General features: G+C 66.5%; 16 protein-coding genes and 1 riboswitch. Of the genes, 5 read left to right on the top strand and 11 right to left on the bottom strand.

What is annotated here, in order from left to right:
- The first annotated feature begins 181 nt into the window (after positions 1-181).
- Positions 182-1,363: a CaiB/BaiF CoA transferase family protein gene (locus tag EV666_RS05925; RefSeq protein WP_342635651.1), complete on the top strand. Its 1,182-nt coding sequence runs from the start codon at positions 182-184 to the stop codon at positions 1,361-1,363.
- Between the two features lie 241 nt (positions 1,364-1,604).
- Here EV666_RS05925 and EV666_RS05920 read toward each other — a convergent pair whose 3' ends face one another.
- Both EV666_RS05920 and EV666_RS05915 read right to left on the bottom strand, forming a co-directional pair.
- Positions 1,605-2,639 carry a phosphotransferase family protein gene (locus tag EV666_RS05920; protein WP_132004499.1) on the bottom strand — a complete coding sequence of 345 codons (1,035 nt, stop codon included), beginning with the start codon at positions 2,637-2,639 and terminating at the stop codon, positions 1,605-1,607.
- Positions 2,640-2,730: 91 nt separating this feature from the next.
- The gene (locus EV666_RS05915; RefSeq protein WP_132004496.1) at positions 2,731-3,468 is read right to left on the bottom strand and encodes an SDR family NAD(P)-dependent oxidoreductase; all 738 of its coding nucleotides are present in this window, start codon (positions 3,466-3,468) and stop codon (positions 2,731-2,733) included.
- A gap of 128 nt (positions 3,469-3,596) precedes the next feature.
- Between EV666_RS05915 and EV666_RS05910 the strand changes: the two genes are divergently transcribed.
- Positions 3,597-4,277, top strand: coding sequence for a TetR/AcrR family transcriptional regulator (locus EV666_RS05910; protein ID WP_132004493.1), 681 nt, complete (start codon positions 3,597-3,599; stop codon positions 4,275-4,277).
- 71 nt (positions 4,278-4,348) lie between these two features.
- Here the strand turns inward: EV666_RS05910 and EV666_RS05905 are convergent, their stop codons facing one another.
- Complete coding sequence (locus EV666_RS05905; RefSeq protein ID WP_132004490.1) at positions 4,349-5,530, bottom strand: alpha-hydroxy-acid oxidizing protein; 1,182 nt, start codon at positions 5,528-5,530, stop codon at positions 4,349-4,351.
- Between the two features lie 285 nt (positions 5,531-5,815).
- Positions 5,816-7,321: a porin gene (locus EV666_RS05900; RefSeq protein WP_245514238.1), complete on the bottom strand. Its 1,506-nt coding sequence runs from the start codon at positions 7,319-7,321 to the stop codon at positions 5,816-5,818.
- A 489-nt stretch (positions 7,322-7,810) separates the two neighbouring features.
- Between EV666_RS05900 and EV666_RS18175 the strand changes: the two genes are divergently transcribed.
- A complete protein-coding gene (locus tag EV666_RS18175) occupies positions 7,811-8,200 on the top strand; it encodes a DUF1636 family protein (protein ID WP_165909906.1) in 390 nt (129 codons plus the stop codon).
- Between the two features lie 3 nt (positions 8,201-8,203).
- On the opposite strand, the gene EV666_RS05890 is transcribed toward EV666_RS18175, so the two are convergent.
- The 7 genes from EV666_RS05890 to EV666_RS05860 all read right to left on the bottom strand — a co-directional run bounded on the left by EV666_RS05890 (position 8,204) and on the right by EV666_RS05860 (position 14,799).
- Positions 8,204-8,863: an alpha/beta hydrolase gene (locus tag EV666_RS05890; protein WP_132004484.1), complete on the bottom strand. Its 660-nt coding sequence runs from the start codon at positions 8,861-8,863 to the stop codon at positions 8,204-8,206.
- Between the two features lie 61 nt (positions 8,864-8,924).
- Complete coding sequence (locus EV666_RS05885; RefSeq protein ID WP_132004481.1) at positions 8,925-9,869, bottom strand: ring-cleaving dioxygenase; 945 nt, start codon at positions 9,867-9,869, stop codon at positions 8,925-8,927.
- A 284-nt stretch (positions 9,870-10,153) separates the two neighbouring features.
- The gene (locus EV666_RS05880) at positions 10,154-11,056 is read right to left on the bottom strand and encodes a branched-chain amino acid ABC transporter permease (protein WP_245514255.1); all 903 of its coding nucleotides are present in this window, start codon (positions 11,054-11,056) and stop codon (positions 10,154-10,156) included.
- Between the two features lie 81 nt (positions 11,057-11,137).
- Complete coding sequence (locus EV666_RS05875; RefSeq protein ID WP_132004475.1) at positions 11,138-12,022, bottom strand: branched-chain amino acid ABC transporter permease; 885 nt, start codon at positions 12,020-12,022, stop codon at positions 11,138-11,140.
- Positions 12,023-12,033: 11 nt separating this feature from the next.
- Positions 12,034-12,738 (bottom strand): ABC transporter ATP-binding protein, encoded by a 705-nt coding sequence (locus EV666_RS05870; protein ID WP_132004472.1) that lies wholly within the window; start codon positions 12,736-12,738, stop codon positions 12,034-12,036.
- Complete coding sequence (locus EV666_RS05865; protein ID WP_376884853.1) at positions 12,731-13,537, bottom strand: ABC transporter ATP-binding protein; 807 nt, start codon at positions 13,535-13,537, stop codon at positions 12,731-12,733. The genes EV666_RS05870 and EV666_RS05865 overlap by 8 nt, the downstream gene beginning before the upstream one ends.
- A 2-nt stretch (positions 13,538-13,539) precedes the next feature.
- Positions 13,540-14,799, bottom strand: a complete 1,260-nt coding sequence (locus EV666_RS05860; RefSeq protein ID WP_245514237.1) for an ABC transporter substrate-binding protein — start codon at positions 14,797-14,799, stop codon at positions 13,540-13,542.
- 317 nt (positions 14,800-15,116) lie between these two features.
- On the opposite strand from EV666_RS05860, the gene EV666_RS05855 reads away from it, so the two are divergent.
- Both EV666_RS05855 and EV666_RS05850 read left to right on the top strand, forming a co-directional pair.
- Positions 15,117-16,502: a hypothetical protein gene (locus EV666_RS05855; protein ID WP_132004466.1), complete on the top strand. Its 1,386-nt coding sequence runs from the start codon at positions 15,117-15,119 to the stop codon at positions 16,500-16,502.
- 165 nt (positions 16,503-16,667) lie between these two features.
- A riboswitch (SAM riboswitch) is annotated at positions 16,668-16,745 on the top strand.
- A 58-nt stretch (positions 16,746-16,803) separates the two neighbouring features.
- On the top strand, positions 16,804-18,027 hold the full coding sequence (locus tag EV666_RS05850) for an O-succinylhomoserine sulfhydrylase (RefSeq protein ID WP_132004463.1): 1,224 nt from the start codon (positions 16,804-16,806) through the stop codon (positions 18,025-18,027).
- Positions 18,028-18,231: the final 204 nt, after the last annotated feature.

Here is an 18,231-nt window from a genome sequence, read left to right as displayed (position 1 = left end):
AGCCGCGCGCCCCTGCGCGCGTTACAGGCGATGCGCTTATAATCATATTCCCTGAGCTGGAGTGTGACAATTGTGAGCCTTTGTACACAAGGACTCCAGCCGTTTGCGACAGGTCCGTCACGCGTGCCCGGGGCGCCACAGTAGCGGCCGGACCTTTGACGCAGCCGCCCTGGCGTGCCAGATGCGCGCCAGATACGGCGACGCGCCGGCGAACGCCGACGATGACAGGAAGGGCGCGGCAATGGGCGATCTGGACGGGCTGCTGGTGGTGTCGGTCGAGCAGGCGGTCGCCGCGCCCTACGCCTCCTCACGGCTTGCCGACGCGGGGGCGCGGGTCATCAAGATCGAGCGGCGCGAGGGCGACTTCGCCCGCCGCTACGACCGGCACGTCAACGGCCTCAGCAGCTATTTCGTCTGGCTGAACCGGGGCAAGGAATCGATCGCCGTCGATCTGCGCGATGCGGGCGACATCGCCCTGATCCGGCGCATGGCGCTGCAGGCGGACGTGTTCATCCAGAACGCCGCGCCGGGTGTGCTGGCGAGCCTCGGCCTCGACATGGCGGAGCTGCGCGCGGCCAATCCGCGCCTCATCACCTGCTCCATCTCCGGTTATGGCGAAGATGGTCCGTTGAAGGACCTCAAGGCTTACGACCTGCTGGTGCAGGGCGAAACCGGGCTCGCCGCCATTACCGGCACGCCGGAAGGCTCCGGCCGCGTCGGCGTCTCGGTCTGCGACATCGCCGCCGGCATGACCGCGCATCAGGCGATCCTGCAGGCGTTGATCGGCCGCTATCGCACCGGCAAGGGCCGGCACATCGCTGTCTCGCTGTTCCACGCCCTCGCCGACTGGATGAACGTGCCCTATCTGCAATTCGTCATGGGCGGCGCCGATGTGAAGCGCATGGGGCTCAACCACCCCACCATCGCGCCTTATGGCGCCTATCCCTGCGCCGGCGGCAAGGAAATCCTGTTCTCCATCCAGAACGAGCGTGAATGGCGCAAGCTGTGTGACGATGTGCTCGGCCTGCCGGAACTGGCCGATGATCCGCGCTTTGTGGACAATACAGCCCGCGTGCACAACCGTCCGGCGCTGGACGCGGCGATCAACGCCGTGTTCGGCAAGCTGCCGCGCGAGGAGGTTTCCGATCGGCTGGAGGCGGCGCGCATCGCCTGGGGCCGCATCAATGGCCTCGACGATCTGGCCAGCCACGCCCAGGCGCGCTTCGTGGAGGTGGAGACGCCGAAAGGCCGCGTGACGCTGCTCGGTCCCGGCGCGCTGCATGACGGCGCCTCGCCCGTCGGCGCCCGGGTGCCGGAGGTCGATGAACAGGGGCCGGCGCTACGGGCGGAATTCGCGGATTAAAACATTCGGGCGGCGCTTCAACCGGCGCTGCCCGGCAGGCGTATTTGCATTCCGCTTTGCCAGCCGGATACGTCATGGCCGGACCTGTTCCGGCATTCCCCGGAAGTAGCGTTCGCAATGCCTGCGTAGGATTTGGGGCGCGCAGACCTGAATGCCCGCGCCACGCGGGGGCTGACGTGGCGGGAATGAAAGGGGCAGAGCGCGCGCCATGGGGGATGCATCCCGCCATGGCGCCAATCGCTCATTCCCCGTCGATCCAGCGCAGGGCGCGGGCGAGCAGGCTGACGGCGTGGGCGTGCAGCTTGTCGCCGGTTTCCTTCGGGGCCTTGCCGGCGCAGGCGCGGGCGTGGGTGCCTTCGATAATCAGCGCCAGCTTGTAGCAGGCCAGCACGCCATACCATTTGATGTGCGTGAGGTCGCGGCGCGAATGCTTGCCGTAGTGTTCGACCAGCTCCGGAATGGTCGGAAAGCCGGTCCACGGCTGCACGGCGATATCGTCCGGGCGCGGCGTTTCGGTTTCGGACCAGGTGGCCATCATCCAGCCGAGGTCGAGCAACGGATCACCGATGGTGGTCAGCTCCCAGTCGACAATCGCCGCCATTTCCGGGCTGTCGTTGCGGAACATGACATTGGCCAGGTGATAGTCGCCATGGATAATGCCTGGCTCGAAAACCGGCGGCACATTGGCGGCGAGCCACGCCGCCACCCGGTCGACGCCGGGCAGGCATTCCGGCCCCGGCCAGCCGGCGTGTTCGCGATAGCTTTCCAGCTGCGAGCGCCAGCGGTCGACCTGGCGCTCCAGATAATTGTCGACCTTGCCGAAATCCTCCAGGCCAAGGGCGCGGTAGTCGAGCGCGCCGAGCTTGGCCACGGCCTCGACCATGGAGAAGCCCATGCGGCGGCGCACCGCCTCCGAGCCGGCGTGGTAGGGCGGCAGGCCGGTGGTGGCGTTGAACCCCTCGATCGGCTGCATCAGGTAGAAAAACGCTCCCAGCACGCTGTCGTCGGCGCAGGCGGCGATGAAACGCGGATGCGGCACGTCGCTGTCGGCGAGCGCCGCCAGCATGCGCGCCTCGCGCTGCATGGTCTTGTTGGAATTGCCGCGCAGGTGCAGCGGCGGCCGGCGCAGCACATACGCCCTGCCGTCACGATTGAAGCGCAACAGAATGTTCTGGGTGCCGCCGCTCAGGCTGGTCACATCCGTCAGGGGGCCGGAGCCAAGACCCTGACTGTCCATCCATCCGGCGAGCGCCGCCAGATCAACGCCGTGTTCCACGTTTCATCCTCCCCTGCGCGCCGGTTGTTCCGGCCGGATGCAGGCGTCGCACAAGGCGAGGCCCGCTTCCATCCGCATTAAACAAGCCGGCTCAATAAAGCGTCAGACCGCCATCGACGGTGAGCGTCTGACCGCAGACATAGGACGCATAGGGCGAAGCCAGGAACAGGGCGGCGCCGGCCATATCCTCCGGCTGGCCCATGCGACCGGCGGGAATTTTGGCCAGCGACGCTTCCAGGCGCTTCGGATTGCGCGTGGTGACGTGGGTCAGCTTGGTGTCGACCAGGCCAGGGGCGATGCCGTTGACGCGAATGCCCTCTGGCGCCCAGGCGGCGCCGAGCGTTTTGGTGAGGCTGATGGCCGCCGCCTTGGACGCCGCGTAGGCCGGGTTGCCGATATTGGCGCGCTGGCCGGAGACCGAGCTGACGATGATCAGGCTGCCGGTGTTTTCTGCCAGCGTCTGGCGGAACTTGCGGGCGCAATCCATGACGCTGTCGATATTGACGCCCATTACGCGATCCCAGCCGTCACGCTCGAACTCGGCGCGCTTGTAGGCGACAATGCCCTGGCACAGCACCAGCACGTCGAGCCTGGGGAATGGCGCCGGGGCTGCGTCCACCGCCGCCTGGTCGGAAACGTCGACCTTTGTGTAACCGAGGCCGTCGAGGTCGGAGCCGTCTTCCTTCGCGTAATCGGCGGCGCTGGCGCGGGTGCCCCAGACATGCACGTTGGCGCCATGCGCCCGAAACTGTTGGGCGATGCCGTTACCGATGCCGCTGGAGCCGCCGACGACCAGCACGTTGCGTCCTGAAAAATCGAACCCGTTCACGTGTTCACTCCCCGTTGGGACCGATGTTGCAGACCGGTCCCTGTCCGTATGTGACTTTTGACGTAACGACAGACGACGTCAAATATTTTATCCAGATGACCTAAACGCGAGCAGGGGCAGTCGTCAAGATGGCGGAAAAACAGGACCATGCGTCAGAAACGGCGCGGCAAGGCGCCCGCGAAGCGATCAAGCAGGCGGCGCGCGACCTGTTCGCCCGCCACGGCGTCGACGGCGTGACCGTGCGCGAGATCGTCGCCGCCTCGGGGCAGAAGAATCATGGCTCGCTCACCTATTATTTCGGCTCGAAGGAAGAACTGGTGCGCGAACTGGTGGCGGAAGGGGCGCGCGTCATCAACGAGGCGCGCAACGCCACGCTGGACAGGCTGGAGCGCAAGCCGGGCGGGCCGACCCTGCACGACGCGATGCAGGCGCTGGTGCTGCCGTCGTTCATCCCGGGTGACCCCAACGACGGCGCCGGCAGCTACATGCGCTTCATCACCCTGCTGTCGATGACGCACCGGCGGCTGTTCATGGCGTCGCTGGCGGGCGATCTCAATTCCGGCTATCTGCGTTGCCTCGATCTGCTGCGGCGGCTGACGCCGGGCATGGACGAGCGCCTGCGCAACCGGCGGCTGGTGTTCATCGAGGTCAGCCTCGGCGCCATGCTGTCGCTGCGCGAGACGGCGCTGGCCGGCGCGCCGCCGCCGCAGCACATGTGGCGCGATCCCCACGCGGTCGCCGATGTGGTGATGGCCTGCCTTGCCATCCTGACCGCGCCGGAGCCGGTGGTGGCTGATGCGGCCGGGTGAGGCCCGGCCGTTCGCCGCTCCGGCTGTTTCAGGAGACGGATTTCCCCTTCATGGGGAGCCGAAGCGCTTTCTCAGGTGGGAACCCGGCTCCAGGGCGGCGCCGGGATCGCCGCGCCGCGCAAATCGGCGATGGTGGGGAAGCCATTCACCGCCATCAACAGATCGGCTTCGGCCAAGATGCAGCGGATGACGTGGGAAACGCCAGCCGCGCCGCCAATGGCCAGGCCATAGGCGTAGGGCCGGCCAATGCCGACGGCCGCCGCGCCGAGCGCCAGCGCCTTGGCCACGTCCGAGCCGCTGCGCACGCCGGAGTCGAACAGCACCGGCGTATTGCCCGAGGCCTTCACCACAGCCGGCAGCATGTCGATGGCGGCGATGCCGCCATTGGCCTGCCGGCCGCCGTGGTTGGAGCAGTAAATGCCGTCGGCGCCGCCATCGATGGCGCGGCGGGCGTCGTCGGGATGGCAGATGCCCTTGAAGATCAGCGGCAGCTTTGTCAGCGAGCGCAGCCACGGCAGATCCTCCCACGTCAGCGGGTTGCCGAAGACACGGCCGAACATCTGCACGGCGGCGACCGGATCTTCCTCGACCGGCCTGGCCAGCAGCTTGCGGAACACCGGATCGGAAAAATAATTGGCCAGGCACAGACCGCGCAGCTGGGGGAAATTCGAGGTGGTGAGATCACGCGGCCGCCAGCCGGTGACCCAGGTGTCGAGGGTGACGACGATCGCCTTGTAACCCGCCGCCTCGGCGCGGGAGACGAGGCTGGCGGCGAGATCGCGATTGGTGGGCGTGTACAGCTGGAAGAAATTGGGCGTGTCGCCGAACTCCTGCGCCACGCGCTCCATGGGATCCTGCATCAGCGTCGAGCTGACCATGGTCACCTTGCTCTGCGCCGCGGCTTTCGCCGTGGCGATGTCGCCATGGCCGTCCTGATCGCAGATGCCGATGACGCCGACCGGCGCCAGGAACAGCGGCGAAGGCAGCTGCATGCCGAACAGGTTGACGGAGAGGTCGCGCTTCACCGCGCCGACGAACATGCGCGGGATGACGCCCCAATGGTTGAAGGCTTCGGCGTTCAGGTCCTGGGTGCGCTCATCGCCGCAGCCGCCGGCCACATAGGACAGCACCCCGGGCGCCATGGCCTGTGCGGCGCGCGCCTCCAGATCGCGATAACACATGGGGAATTTCGGGATATGCCCATGCAGGCCGCCGAAATAGATCTCGTTCTGAAAGTCGCCGAAATGAGGCATCCATTCCTCCGCAATACGGGCGCCTCTTGCGGGCGCCGTCTGATCGCCGCCCCTGTCGTGGACCGGCGCCGCATCTGACCAGATATCCGGCGCGGCGTCAGTCCCGTTTGTCGCCGGCTGGCCGAAAAGAATGGCGGTCGGGAGGACGCAGCGGGCCCGGACAGCAAAAACCCCCGGCGAAAAGCCGGGGGCTTGGGGCGTCAGGCAACACAACGCGGCGGAAACCGCGCCGCCAGGGCGTGCGCCGGCAGCCGGGGCGGGAGGCGCCGGCGCGGCCAGCCTGGATCAGAACGTGCGCTCGACGCGCACGCGCGAAACCCAGTTGTCGTCGTAGGTCGTGGTCTTGCCGGTCAGGTTGCCGTACTTGTTCAGGTCGTAGACGCGGCCCTTGCGGATATCGATGCGCTCGTAGAGCACCTCCACGCCGATATCGAGGTCCTTCACTGGCGACCAGACCAGATTGGCGGAGCCGACGAACTGGCCGTAGTCGCGCAGGGCGGCGCTGTAGACGCCGGTTCCGGTGTTCAGGTTGCCCATCGGACCATTCAGGCGGGCGCCGGACGGGAACAGCAGCTGGGCGTAGGAGGCCACGAAGCCCGAGCGCCATTGCGGAGCCCAGTAGTGCAGGAAGGCGCCGGTGACAGACCAGCTTTCCGTCAGCTTGATATTGCCGGTGGCCGGGTCAACGTAGCCGTCAACCTTGTTGGCGGTGAAACGGGAGCCGCCATCCACGCCGGCCGCGTTGGCGCTGTCGCGGCCGGTCGGGTTATCCAGACCGGTGTAGGACATGGCGCCTTTGGCATAGGCGGCCTGCAGCCACAGGGCGTCGCCCGGGGCAAGGAACGGCAGGTTGAACTTGACGCCGCCCTGGACAGCATAACCCCATTTGGCGTCGGCGCGCTGGGCAAGGCCGCCGGTGGGCGCGCCGCCGGAGAAGTTGCCGACAGACAGCTGGTGCGCGGCGACCGACAGCTGGGCCGAGCCCCACCCCTGGTCAACACGCAGGTTGCCGACGAAATCGGGCGCGTTCAGGCGCTGGGAAATGTCGAGGTAGGTGTAGCCAACCCGCTGACCGGAGGCGTCATAGGTGAAGACCGGCGCGCCGAACGTGCAGCCCACGGCCGTGCCATTGTTGCACAGGCCGGCGCTCGCCACGCCGCCATTGAGGCCCACCGCCGGCGAAACGACCACGCCATTGGCGTTGGCCGCGCCGAAGAACAGCGGGTTGCGGCGGAAGGTCGGATCTTCCATCGACAGGGTGGCGCTGAAGCCGTTGCCGAATTTGACCGTGTAGGCGAGCAGGTTGGTCGAACCGACATTCGACGCCATGTCGATGCCCGTGAGGCTGATGTCGGCCGCGTAGAAATCGTAGAACGACGACGAACGGCCGGCGGTCAGACCAGCGAACTGGATAAACGCCTTGTCGACCTCAACATATTTGTAAGCGCGGTTGTAGGTGTCGACGCCCGTGGCGTTGAAGGCCGCAGGGCCGTTGTTGCGCAGGGTGCCGGAAGCGCCATGCTGCTGGCCGGTGCGGCTGGCGATGTCGAAACGGACGAAGGTGCGCAGCGTGCCCCACTGGGTGGAGGTGCGGGCGTCGAGCTGGATGCGGCCAGCCGCGATGAAGTTCGACTTGTCCTGCGCCGCGACGCTACGGTACTGGGCGAATTCGTAATCCAGCCGGGCGCGGCCGCCGACGCGGATGCAGGTGTCCGTGCCTGGAATGTAGAAGAAGCCGACGCCATGCGTGGCGCAAACCTTCACATATTCAACCGGCGCGGACTTCGACATGGGAAGATCCGCCGCCTGCGCGCCGGCGACAGCAAAAAATCCGGCGGCGCCGCCAAGCAAAAGCGCCCTGCAAACCATCATCGTCATACTTCTGGACCCTGACTGTTGTGCGGCGGGACGCGTGCTTGCGTGAAACAGGCCACATCAATGCCCTGCATGACGTTGAGTTATTTCAATCAACGTCTGTTCAAGCGTGCGTCACAAACCCGTCGCATCATCAAGGCAGAGTGTTGGCAGAGATTGCGCTCTATTCATACAAATTATTTTTTCCGTTCATTGTATGAAAATATTGAAAATTATAGCAAATATCAGGAACCCCGCAGACAACGCCAGTCTGTTGCGGTGCGGCAACTTACAGTTGCTTACGAAACTAACCAATTTTCGGAAATTTCTGGCCGCCGCCGACGTGTCTGGCGTCCTCATCGCTCCAGCCGCGACGGAGCGCGCCAGCCCCTTGTGCGGCGGCCGCGGCTGACGCAAACCAGATGCATGATTCCGTCGCAGCCCCCCACGCCGGCTGGCAGCGCCAGCCTTTCCGTCTGCGTCACCTGCCGGCAACGCACCCATGAAGCCCCTGGCTATATCGAGCCGGGCCGGGCGCTGCTGGCGGCGCTGGCGCAACGCCTGGCTGGCGGCAGCGTCACCGTGCGCGGCGTCCAGTGCTTCGCCGTCTGCAACCGCCCCTGCACCATTGCCCTGCAGGCGCCGGGCAAATGGAGCCATATCATCGGTGATCTGACACTGGCGGGCGACGTCGACGCCATTGTCGAGGCCGCCCTGCTCTATGCCCGGACGCCGGACGGAATCATCCCCTGGGCGCAGACGCCGATGGCCTTCCGCCGGGGCGGCGTGGCGCGCCTGCCGCCACCGCCCGTCTGAACGTCAGGTTTTCAGCGCCTCCGCCAGCCACGGCCCGGCGATGTCGAGATCAGCCTTGACCAGGCCATGGCCGGCCAGCACCGTTTCGTCCCGCACGTCCACGCCAGCGGCGCGCAGATCACGCAGCAGTCGCTGGCGGTTGTCGGGCGTGACCATGGGGTCCATGGCGCCGGACACCACCAGGGCCTGGACCGGGCCGCCATGCGTCGCCGGCGTCCGGGCCACCTCGCCGGGCGCGAAAGCCGACCCGGTGAACGGCGCCATGGCGCGGAACAGCGCCGCGCCGGCAAGCACGCCAGGCCGGCGCAGCAGCATGGCCGCCGCGATGTTGGCGCCATTGGAGAACCCCAGCGCCACCGGAGCCGCCAGACCATGGCGATCCCGCGCCGCCGCGATAAAATCCGCCAGCTCGTCGGCCCGGAATCGCAGATCGTCCTCGTCCAGCATTCCCTCAGCGAAGCGACGGAAGAAGCGGCGCGCGCCGCCTTCCAGCACCTTGCCGCGCACGGACAGCAACGGCGCGTCCGGCGCCAGCAGGCGGCCCAGCGGCACAAGGTCATTTTCATCGCCGCCCGTGCCATGCAGCAACAGCAGTGGCCGCCCGTTCTGGGGCGCGCCGGGTTCGAAGCGGTGAACGAAATCTGTATTGACGGCGCCAGCCATGGCCTGTCTCCCTTCCGCTGTCGCCGCCCTGCACGGGCGGCGACAGCCTGTTTTTGCACGCTCAGTCTTCGAGCGGCGGCAGCGCCGCTTCGATCTGCGCGCGATGCGCCTCGTACTGCGGCGGCAGCTTCAGCTGCTCGCCCAGATGGGCTTGCGGCTCATCGACGGCGAAGCCGGGATCGTCCGTGGCGATCTCGAACAGCACGCCGCCCGGCTCGCGGAAGTAGATCGAGCGGAAGTACTGCCGGTCACGCTGTTCCGTTGGCCTGAGGCCGTGATCGCGGACCAGCCGGGCCGCCAGTTCCGCCTGTCCGGCGTCGTCCGCCGCCCGGAAGGCCACGTGATGGACGCTGCCGCGCCCCAGGTGACCGCCGGGGAAATTGCCGGCCACATGCAGGTCAACCACCGAACGGCCCGCCCCGTCGCCCAGCGCAAGCCGGGTGACGGCGCCCTCGCGGCCGCTTTCCTGGAAGCCGAATACCGACGTCAGGATGGCGGCCGTGGGTCCGGCTTCGCGCAGCAACAAGGTCACGCCGTCGATCCCGGTGATGGCGTGAGCCGGCGGAATGGCCTCGCCTGCCGCGTCGGCTTCGCCGGCGGGGGCCGGCGCATCGCCGAAAGCGACGAGCGACAGCAGGGTTCCGTCCGGGTCCTCGAAATCGATGACGCTGTCGCCGAACCTGCGGGCGACGCCGTCATGACGCACGCCCTTCTCAAGAAAGCGGTGCGCCCAAAATCCAATCGATCCGGCGGGAACGCGAAAGGTCGTGCGCAGGACATCGCCGACGCCGGCCCGACCTTTGGTTGCGTGGGGCCACGGAAAGAACGTGATCAGCGAGCCAGGCGCGCCGGCGTTGTCGCCGAAATACAGGTGCCAGGTTCCCGGGTCGTCGAAATTGACGGTCCGCTTCACCAGCCGCAGGCCCAGAACATCGGCGTAGAAGCTGCGATTGCGGGCGGCGTCGCCGGCAAACGCGGTGACATGGTGGATGCCGTTGAAGGTCATGGCGCATCTCCTGTCGGGCGCCCGGAAGGTCCGGGTCCCCCCGTCGTGCGAACCCGGCGCGCCGGTCGCGTATCGTCTGGCCGGCATATGCGCATGCCCACGCCAGGATAAAAGGATATGCGTCTTGCAACCGCGCAAATGGACGTGTGCGTCTGGACCAACATCCCGGATCCGCGCCTGACTTTGGGCGCCGCACATTGGGGGCCGCACATTGGGGGCCGCACAGAAAAAGCCCGGCGTCGCCGCCGGGCTTTCCTTGTCTCAGGTCAGGTTGACCGGCGCTGTCAGCCGCGCTTGCGGTCCATCCAGGCGTTGAACTCGCCAACGATGCCGCGGCGGAACAGCAGCACGCAGATCACGAAGATCGAGCCGATGACCACGGGAACCGGCAGGGAGGAGGTCGCCAGATAGTTTTCGAGGCTGACCACCAGCACGGCGCCGACCACCGGGCCCATCAGGGTGCCGATGCCGCCAAGCAGGGTCATCAGCACGACTTCGCCGGACATCTGGAAACCCACGTCGGTCAGCGAGGCGAGCTGGAAGACGATGGCTTTCACCGAGCCGGCGAGGCCCGCCAGCGCCGCCGAGATGACGAAGGCGCCCAGTTTGTACCGGTTGACGCGATAGCCCAGGGAAACCGCGCGCTGCTCGTTCTCGCGGATCGCCTTCAGGATCGAGCCGAAGGGCGAATGCACCACCCGCCAGATGAACAGGAAGCCGATGATGAACACCGCCGCCACGAAGTAATACATGTTCAGCGAGTTCGACAGGTCGATGAAGCCGAACAGCTTGCCGCGCGGCACGCCCTGGATGCCGTCCTCACCGCCGGTGAACGGAGCCTGCAGGCAGAAGAAGTAGAACATCTGCGCCAGCGCCATGGTGATCATGGCGAAGTAGATGCCCTGGCGCTTGATCGCCACGTAGCCGAAAACCACGCCCATCACGGCGGCGAAGCCGGTGCCGAGCAGGATCGCCAGCTCTGGCGGATAACCCCACTGCTTGATGGCGTGGGCGGTGATGTAGGCCGCGCCGCCGAAGAAGGCGGCGTGACCGAAGGAGAGCAGGCCCACGTAGCCAAGAAGCAGGTTGAACGCCGCCGCGAACAGGGCGAAGCACAACACCTTCATGACGAAGACGGGGTAGATCAGGAACGGCGCGACGAGAATCAGCGCGAGGCCGATGATCATCAGCGCAATGGTGCGCGACGACGTCCTGTGGCCGGCGGTCACGTTAGCGACGTTCGGCGAGGCGGCTTTTGTAGCCATGATTCATTCCTTCCCGAACAGGCCGGCCGGGCGCACGAGCAGCACCAGCACCATAATGACGAAGATGACCGTGCTCGATGCTTCCGGATAGAAAACCTTGGTCAGACCCTCGACAAGACCCAACACATAACCGGTGACGACCGCGCCCATGATCGAGCCCATGCCGCCGATCACCACCACCGCGAAGACGATGATGACGATGTTCTGCCCCATCAGCGGGCTGACCTGGTAAACCGGAGCGGCGAGCACGCCGGCAAGCCCGGCGAGACCGGCGCCAATGGCGTAGGTCAGGGTCAGCAGCCGCGGCACGTTGACGCCAAACGCCTGCACCAGGGTCGGGTTTTCCGTGGCGGCGCGCAGATAGGCGCCGAACTTGGTCTTCTCGATCAGCAGCCAGGTCGTCAGGCAGACGATAACCGACGCGACAATCACGAAAGCGCGGTACTTCGGCAGGATCATGAAGCCGAGGTTGAACGCGCCCTGGAAGGTCGAGGGGATCGAATAGGGCTGGCCGGAGGTGCCGTACCAGTGGCGGAACAGCCCTTCGATCACCAGGGCGAGGCCGAAGGTGAGCAGCAGGCCATAGAGGTGATCGAGATTGTAGATGCGCGACAGCAGCACCTTCTCGATGACCACGCCGACAAGGGCGACGCCAAGCGGCGCCAGCACCAGCGCCGGCCAGAAGCCGATGCCGGCGTAGCGCAGCAGGAACCAGGCGAAGAACGCGCCCAGCATGTATTGCGCGCCATGCGCGAAGTTGATGACGCGCAGCATGCCGAAAATGACCGCGAGGCCAAGGCTCAGCATGGCGTAGAAGGAGCCGTTGATAAGCCCGATGAGGAGCTGCCCCATCAGGGCCGGCAATGAGATTCCAAAGACGGTGACCATGCGGAAGCGCCTTACAGACCGAGGGTTTCGTTGAGGCTGTCCATCCGGCCCTCGAGTTCGTCCGCAGTGAACGTATCGATCATGTGGCCGTCTTCCATCACGTAGAAGCGGTCAGCCACCTTGCGGGCAAAACGGAAATTCTGCTCAACGAGGAGGATGGTCATGCCCTTCGCCTTGAGGGCGCGAATGACGTCGCCAATGCGCTGCACGATCACCGGCGCGAGTCCTTCGGTCGGCTCGTCCAGCAGCAGGATATTGGCGCCGGTGCGCAGGATGCGCGCGATGGCCAGCATCTGCTGCTCGCCGCCGGAAAGTTTGGTGCCCTGGCTGTTGCGCCGCTCCGCCAGATTGGGGAACAGGTGGTAAATCTCGTCCAGGGTAAAGCCGCCATCGGCGACCTTCGGCGGCAGCATCAGGTTCTCGTGGACGCTCAGCCCGGAGAAGATGCCGCGCTCCTCGGGCACGAAGCCGAGGCCCGCGTAGGCGATCTGGTGCAGCGGCAGGCCCATCAGGTCCTTGCCGTTGAGGCGGATCTCGCCCTGGCGCTTGCGCAGCACGCCCATGATCGACTTGAGGGTGGTGGTCTTGCCGGCGCCGTTGCGGCCGAGCAGCGTCACCGTCTCGCCCCGGTGGACCTGGAGATCGACGCCATGCAGCACATGGCTTTCGCCGTACCAGGCCTGGAGGCCCTTCACCTGCAGCAATGGCTCAGTCATGTTCGGACCCCATGTATGCTTCGCGGACGCGCGGGTCCTGGCTGACGGTCTGGTAATCGCCCTCGGCGAGAATTTCGCCGCGCTGCAGCACGGTCACCGCATCGCACAGGTCCTCCACCACGTGGAGGTTATGCTCGACCATGATGACGGTGCGGCCCTGGGCCGCCTGGCGGATCAGATCAGCGATATGGCCGATGTCCTCATGGGCCATGCCGGCCATGGGCTCATCGAGCAGCATCACGTCCGGCTCCAGCGCCAGGGTGGCGGCCAGCTCCAGGGCGCGCTTGCGGCCATAGGGCAACTCGCCCGCCGTGTGATTGATGAACGCGTCGAGACCCACCGAGCGGATCAGGCCGGCGGCGCGGTCATCCAGCACGGAAAGGGCGGTTTCCGGTTTCCAGAACTGCGTCGCAAGATGCTGGGGACGCTGCAGGGCGATGCGCACGTTCTCCAGCACGGACAGGCTCGGGAACACCGCCGAAATCTGGAACGAACGCACCACGCCGAGACGGGCGATCTCCGCCGGGGCCAGACCGGTGATGTCCTGGCCGCGATAGGTGATCACGCCGCGCGTCGGCTGCAGAAATTTCGTCAGCAGATTGAAGCAGGTGGTCTTGCCGGCGCCGTTCGGTCCGATCAGGGCGTGGATCGAACCTTCGCGCACCGACAGGTCGACGTCCTTGACCGCCACGAAGCCCTTGAACTCCTTGGTCAGTCCCTTTGCGGACAGGACGACGCTCCCTCCGGCGGCGCCGCCGGGGGCCGGGGCGCCAGTATTTTGATTTGTTGGCATGGTCATTTTCAGTTCGCCAGCGGGCAACCGCTTTCCTCTACGGTCATGAAGGCCTGGCTTCCGGGGATGGTGGCCAGGAGTTTATAGTAATCAAACGCTTGCTTGCTCTCCGAAGGCTTCTTGACTTCAAACAGATACATGTCGTGGATCATGCGCCCGTTGGCGAGCACCTTGCCGTTGCGGCTGAAGGCGTCCTCGACCGGCATGGCGCGCAGCTTCGCCGCCACGGCGTCGGCGTCATCCGTACCCGCCGCCTCGATGGCCTTCAGGTACTGCAGCACGGCGGAATAGGTGCCGGCCTGGATCATGTTGGGCATGCGGCCCGTCACCTTCTGGTAGCGCTGGCCAAAAGCGCGCGCCTTGTCGTCCAGATCCCAGTAGAAGCCCTCGCTCAGCACCAGGCCGTTGGCGGCCGGCAGGCCAAGGCCATGCACTTCGGACAGGGTGACCAGCAGCGACGCCAGACGCTGGCCGCCCTGGACGATGCCAAACTCGGCCGCCTGCTTGATGGCGTTGGAGGTGTCCATGCCGGCGTTGGCCAGGCCAATGACCTTGGCGCCGGAATTCTGCGCCTGAAGCAGGAAGGACGAGAAATCGGAGGCGTTCAGCGGATGCCGCACCTGACCGACGACATTGCCGCCCTTTGACTTGACGAATTTCGCGGTCTGCTCCTCCAGCGAATGGCCAAAGGCGTAGTCGGCGGTCAGGAAAAACCAGTCCTTGCCGCCCTGCTCCACCAGCGCGCCGCCAACGGCCTTGGCCATGGCGTGGGTGTCGAACGCCCAGTGGAAGCCATAGGGCGAGCACTGCTTGCCGGTCAGCTCGGACGTCGCGGCGCCGGTGACGATGTTAATGCGTTTTTTCTCACGCGTGAGCTGCTGGACGGCGAGGGCCGCGGATGAGGAGGTCAGCTCGACAATGGCGTCGACCTTGTCGGCGTCATACCAGCGGCGGGCAATGCCGGCGGCGATGTCAGCCTTGTTCTGGTGGTCGGCGTCGATCAACTCCACCGGAGCGCCCAGGACCTTGCCGCCAAAATCCTCGATGGCGAGACGGGCGGCCGCCACCGAACCCTTGCCGCCGAAGTCAGCGTAAACGCCAGACTGGTCGTTGAGAACGCCAATGCGGACGACCCCATCCGAAATTTTTCCCGCGACGGCGCCCGGCTTTTCCTGTGCGTGGGCGCCATGGGCGACCAGCGCCGAGACCGCCGCGGCGGCCATGGCGATGCGCCTGATTCGGGCGCGGATCGTCACAATTCCAGCCATATTTCGCCTCCTGAACACACTGTGTTCATCGCTACAGTCTGCCCTGCGATGCTTCCAGTGCATAGGTCAATTTTTCACTCCGGCCGCTAATGACCTTGCCCTACAGCGACTTGTCAAGGCGATTCGCGCGAATCGGGGACCTCCGCCCCGCAAAGCATCAATGCCCTGGTGTTTTCTGGTGCTTGCCACAATTCGACATTCTGACGGGTTGCATTTTTTGCCCGGGCCTGGTCACAGCGCCGCCACGTCATCATCATGATGCGCCGTTAACTGCGTTCCAGATTGAAGGCTCGACCAAGTCTCGAAAGGATTGCGACATGGCAGACGCCGCCAGGCCGGATGCAGATGCATCCAAAACCGGCAAGACCGACGCAGGCCAGGGAAAACCGACGCCTTCCGACGCGAAAGCGTCCCCCAAAACCAGTCCTGCTCCGGGCGCCGCCGCGCCGAAAGCCGCCGGTTCCGCTCCGCCTGCGCCAGTTGCCGGCAGCGCCGGCGAGGCGGCCGCTGCTGTCGCGGCTGACGCAGGCAAAACGCCTGTGAAGGCCGGCGCCTCCGCGGCGACCGTGGCCAGCGCCCCATCCGCCGCCGCCGCGACGCATGCTCCAGCCGCCGGAAAACCGGCTGACAGGTCACCCAGCGCCAGCGCGCCAGCGTCTGGCGCGTCGCCCGCCAAAAGCGCGCCCACGCCCGTCGCCTCGCCATCTGACCGGGTCGGCGCGACAGCGGCGAAGGCGGATGGGCAGACCGCCAGCCCCGCCGCCACGAAGACCGCGGACCCCGCAACGTCAGGACCCGTGTCCGCAGGAGCCGCCGCATCGTCATACAAGCCCCGCCAGCCAACGTCAGACTGGCGGCCCGATGGCGCGACGGCGGCGGCGACGGCAAAGCCATCGGCCCTGCGTCCGCTGCTGCTGGGCGCGGCCGGCGGCGCGCTCGCCGCCCTGCTGGTGATCGCCATCGCCGGCGCCGGAACCCGAAACGGCGCGACGGAAACACAGGCCGCCAACGGCAAGATCGCCACGGCGATGGAAGAGCTGGAGAAGGAGCGCGCCGCCGCGCGCAACTCCGCTGTTGAAACAGTGGAAAAAACCACTGCGGGATTGAGCGCGCGACTGGACGCCCTGGAGCAGAAGGCCGGCGCCGTCGCCGTTCTGCCAGACGCGGCCGAAAGCCGCCTCAAGACGCTCGAACAGAAAATCGCCGCTCTGGAAAGCGCGGGTCCGGCGGGCCGTGGCCAGGGCGGCGCGACGGCGCGCGAGGATGCGGCGATCGCCGGCCTTGACCGGCGCATCGCCAGCCTCGAACAGCGCCTCGCCGCGAATGGCGGGGAGCGGGGTCAGGTTGATCCGACGGTGGGTTCGCCGGCGCCGGCGGAACGGGCGCCGCGTGAGGCGCCGCCGCGGCAGGAGCCGGCGCAGCAGGCCTATGCGCCGGACGGGGAGCCGCAGGATGGCCTGCGCCCGCCGGGCTTCATTCCCGAGCCGGCGCAGCCGCCGCGCCCCACGGGCCCGGTGCGCGGCTGGGTGCTGCACAATGTCTATGGCGGCGTCGCGGTGCTCGAAGGCCGCAACGCCGGCATCGTCGAGGTGCGGCGCGGCCAGAGTGTGCCCGGGCTTGGCCGCATCGCCGGGATCGAACGGCGCGGCGGGCGCTGGGTCGTCACCACCGATCGCGGCGTGATTTCCGCGCCGGTTTACTGAACGGGCGCCAGGCCGGGGCTGGCGGGCGCCGGCCCCGGCGCCAGGCTCCGCCAGCGTTCGTGAGAATCTTCAAGGGGGCGTTCATGAGGCGCATTTTTGGGGCGAACGGCCAGCGCCATCCGGCGGGAAACGGTGCTTGACGGGCAGGCCAGGCAGGCGTAAGCCTTTCACATCCGTGGTGATTTGGCCGGCCGGCTTGCAGCCACGTTAAACAATTCGCTAAAGGGCCGCGGACGTTTTTTGAGCGACCCGGCTTTCTGGCCGGGTTTTTTCATGCCCGCCCGGACCGCCGGCGCGGAGCATGACGCGCCGCCGCGCGGGGCTTGTCGGGGAGACGATCGTGGCCATCAACCGCCCTCTTCATCCAGAATCGCGTCTGGTTCACGCCGGATCGCTGCGCTCGCAGTTCGGCGAGACCTCGGAGGCCATGTTCCTGACCCAGGGACACGTCTATGAGACCGCCGAGGAATGCGAGGCCCGCTTCAGGGGCGAATCACAGGGCTATCTCTACGCGCGGTTCTCCAATCCGACAGTCGAAATGTTCGAGCAGCGCATGGCGGCGCTGGAGGGCGCGGAGGCCGCCCGCGCCACCGCCTCCGGCATGGCCGCGGTCACCGCCGCCATCCTCGCCCAGGTCAGCGCCGGCGATCATGTGGTGGCGGCGAAGGCGCTGTTCGGCTCCTCGCGCTGGCTCACCGACGAACTGCTGCCGCGCTATGGCGTGGAGACGACCCTGGTCGACGGGGAAGACCTCGACCAGTGGCGGGCCGCCGTGCGGCCGACCACAAAAACGGCGCTGATCGAGAGCCCGGCCAATCCCACCCTGAGCATCGTCGATATCGCCGGCGTGGCGGAGATCGTGCATTCCGTCGGCGCCTCGCTGGTGGTGGACAATGTGTTCGCCACGCCGTTGTGGCAGAGCCCGCTGGAACTGGGCGCCGATTGCGTGGTGTATTCGACCACCAAGCACATTGACGGTCAGGGCCGCTGTCTTGGCGGCGTCATTCTCGGCGCCGAAGCCTTCATCCAGGCGCACATCTTCAATTTCCTGCGCCAGACCGGCCCGGCAATGTCGCCATTCAACGCCTGGGTGATGCTGAAGGGGCTTGAGACGCTCGCCGTGCGCGTGCGCCAGCAGACCGCCAGCGCCGGCGCCGTGGCCGACGCGCTGGCGAGCCACCCCAGGGTGTCGAAACTGATCTATCCCGGCCGCGCCGACCATCCGCAGGCGGAGCTGATCGCCCGGCAGATGCGGGCCGGCTCGACGCTGGTGGCGCTGGAGGTGAAGGGCGGCAAGGAAGCGGCGTTCCGCTTCATGAACGCCCTGTCGCTGGTGAAGATTTCCAACAATCTCGGCGACGCCAAGAGCCTGATCACCCATCCGGCCACCACCACGCACCAGCGCTTCGATGATGCGGCGCGGGCAGCCATGGGGGTCTCCGATGGCCTGCTGCGACTGTCAGTTGGCCTTGAGCACGCTGACGATCTGATCGCCGACCTCACGGACGCGCTCGACAGGACCTGAATCTTGCTCCGCCCGGGACCTGGGTCCCGGCGCGCCGCCCTGATCCGGCCATCGCGCCGGGCCGATTGGCGGCATGATCTATCTGTTTGTTCTAACGCATTTTCTTCATGAAAAGTGGATTCCACTTTCCATGAAAATGCTCTAACAAGCGGAACGATCGGAGGCCTGTCCGCGCCCTCAGGCCGGGCAGCCCTGCCGTTTGAT

Source organism: Camelimonas lactis (genome assembly GCF_004342915.1).
In the GTDB taxonomy this organism is placed as follows: domain Bacteria; phylum Pseudomonadota; class Alphaproteobacteria; order Rhizobiales; family Beijerinckiaceae; genus Camelimonas; species Camelimonas lactis.
Note: the sequence above shows the minus strand (reverse complement) of the source record. Positions and strands in the feature narration are given on the sequence as shown.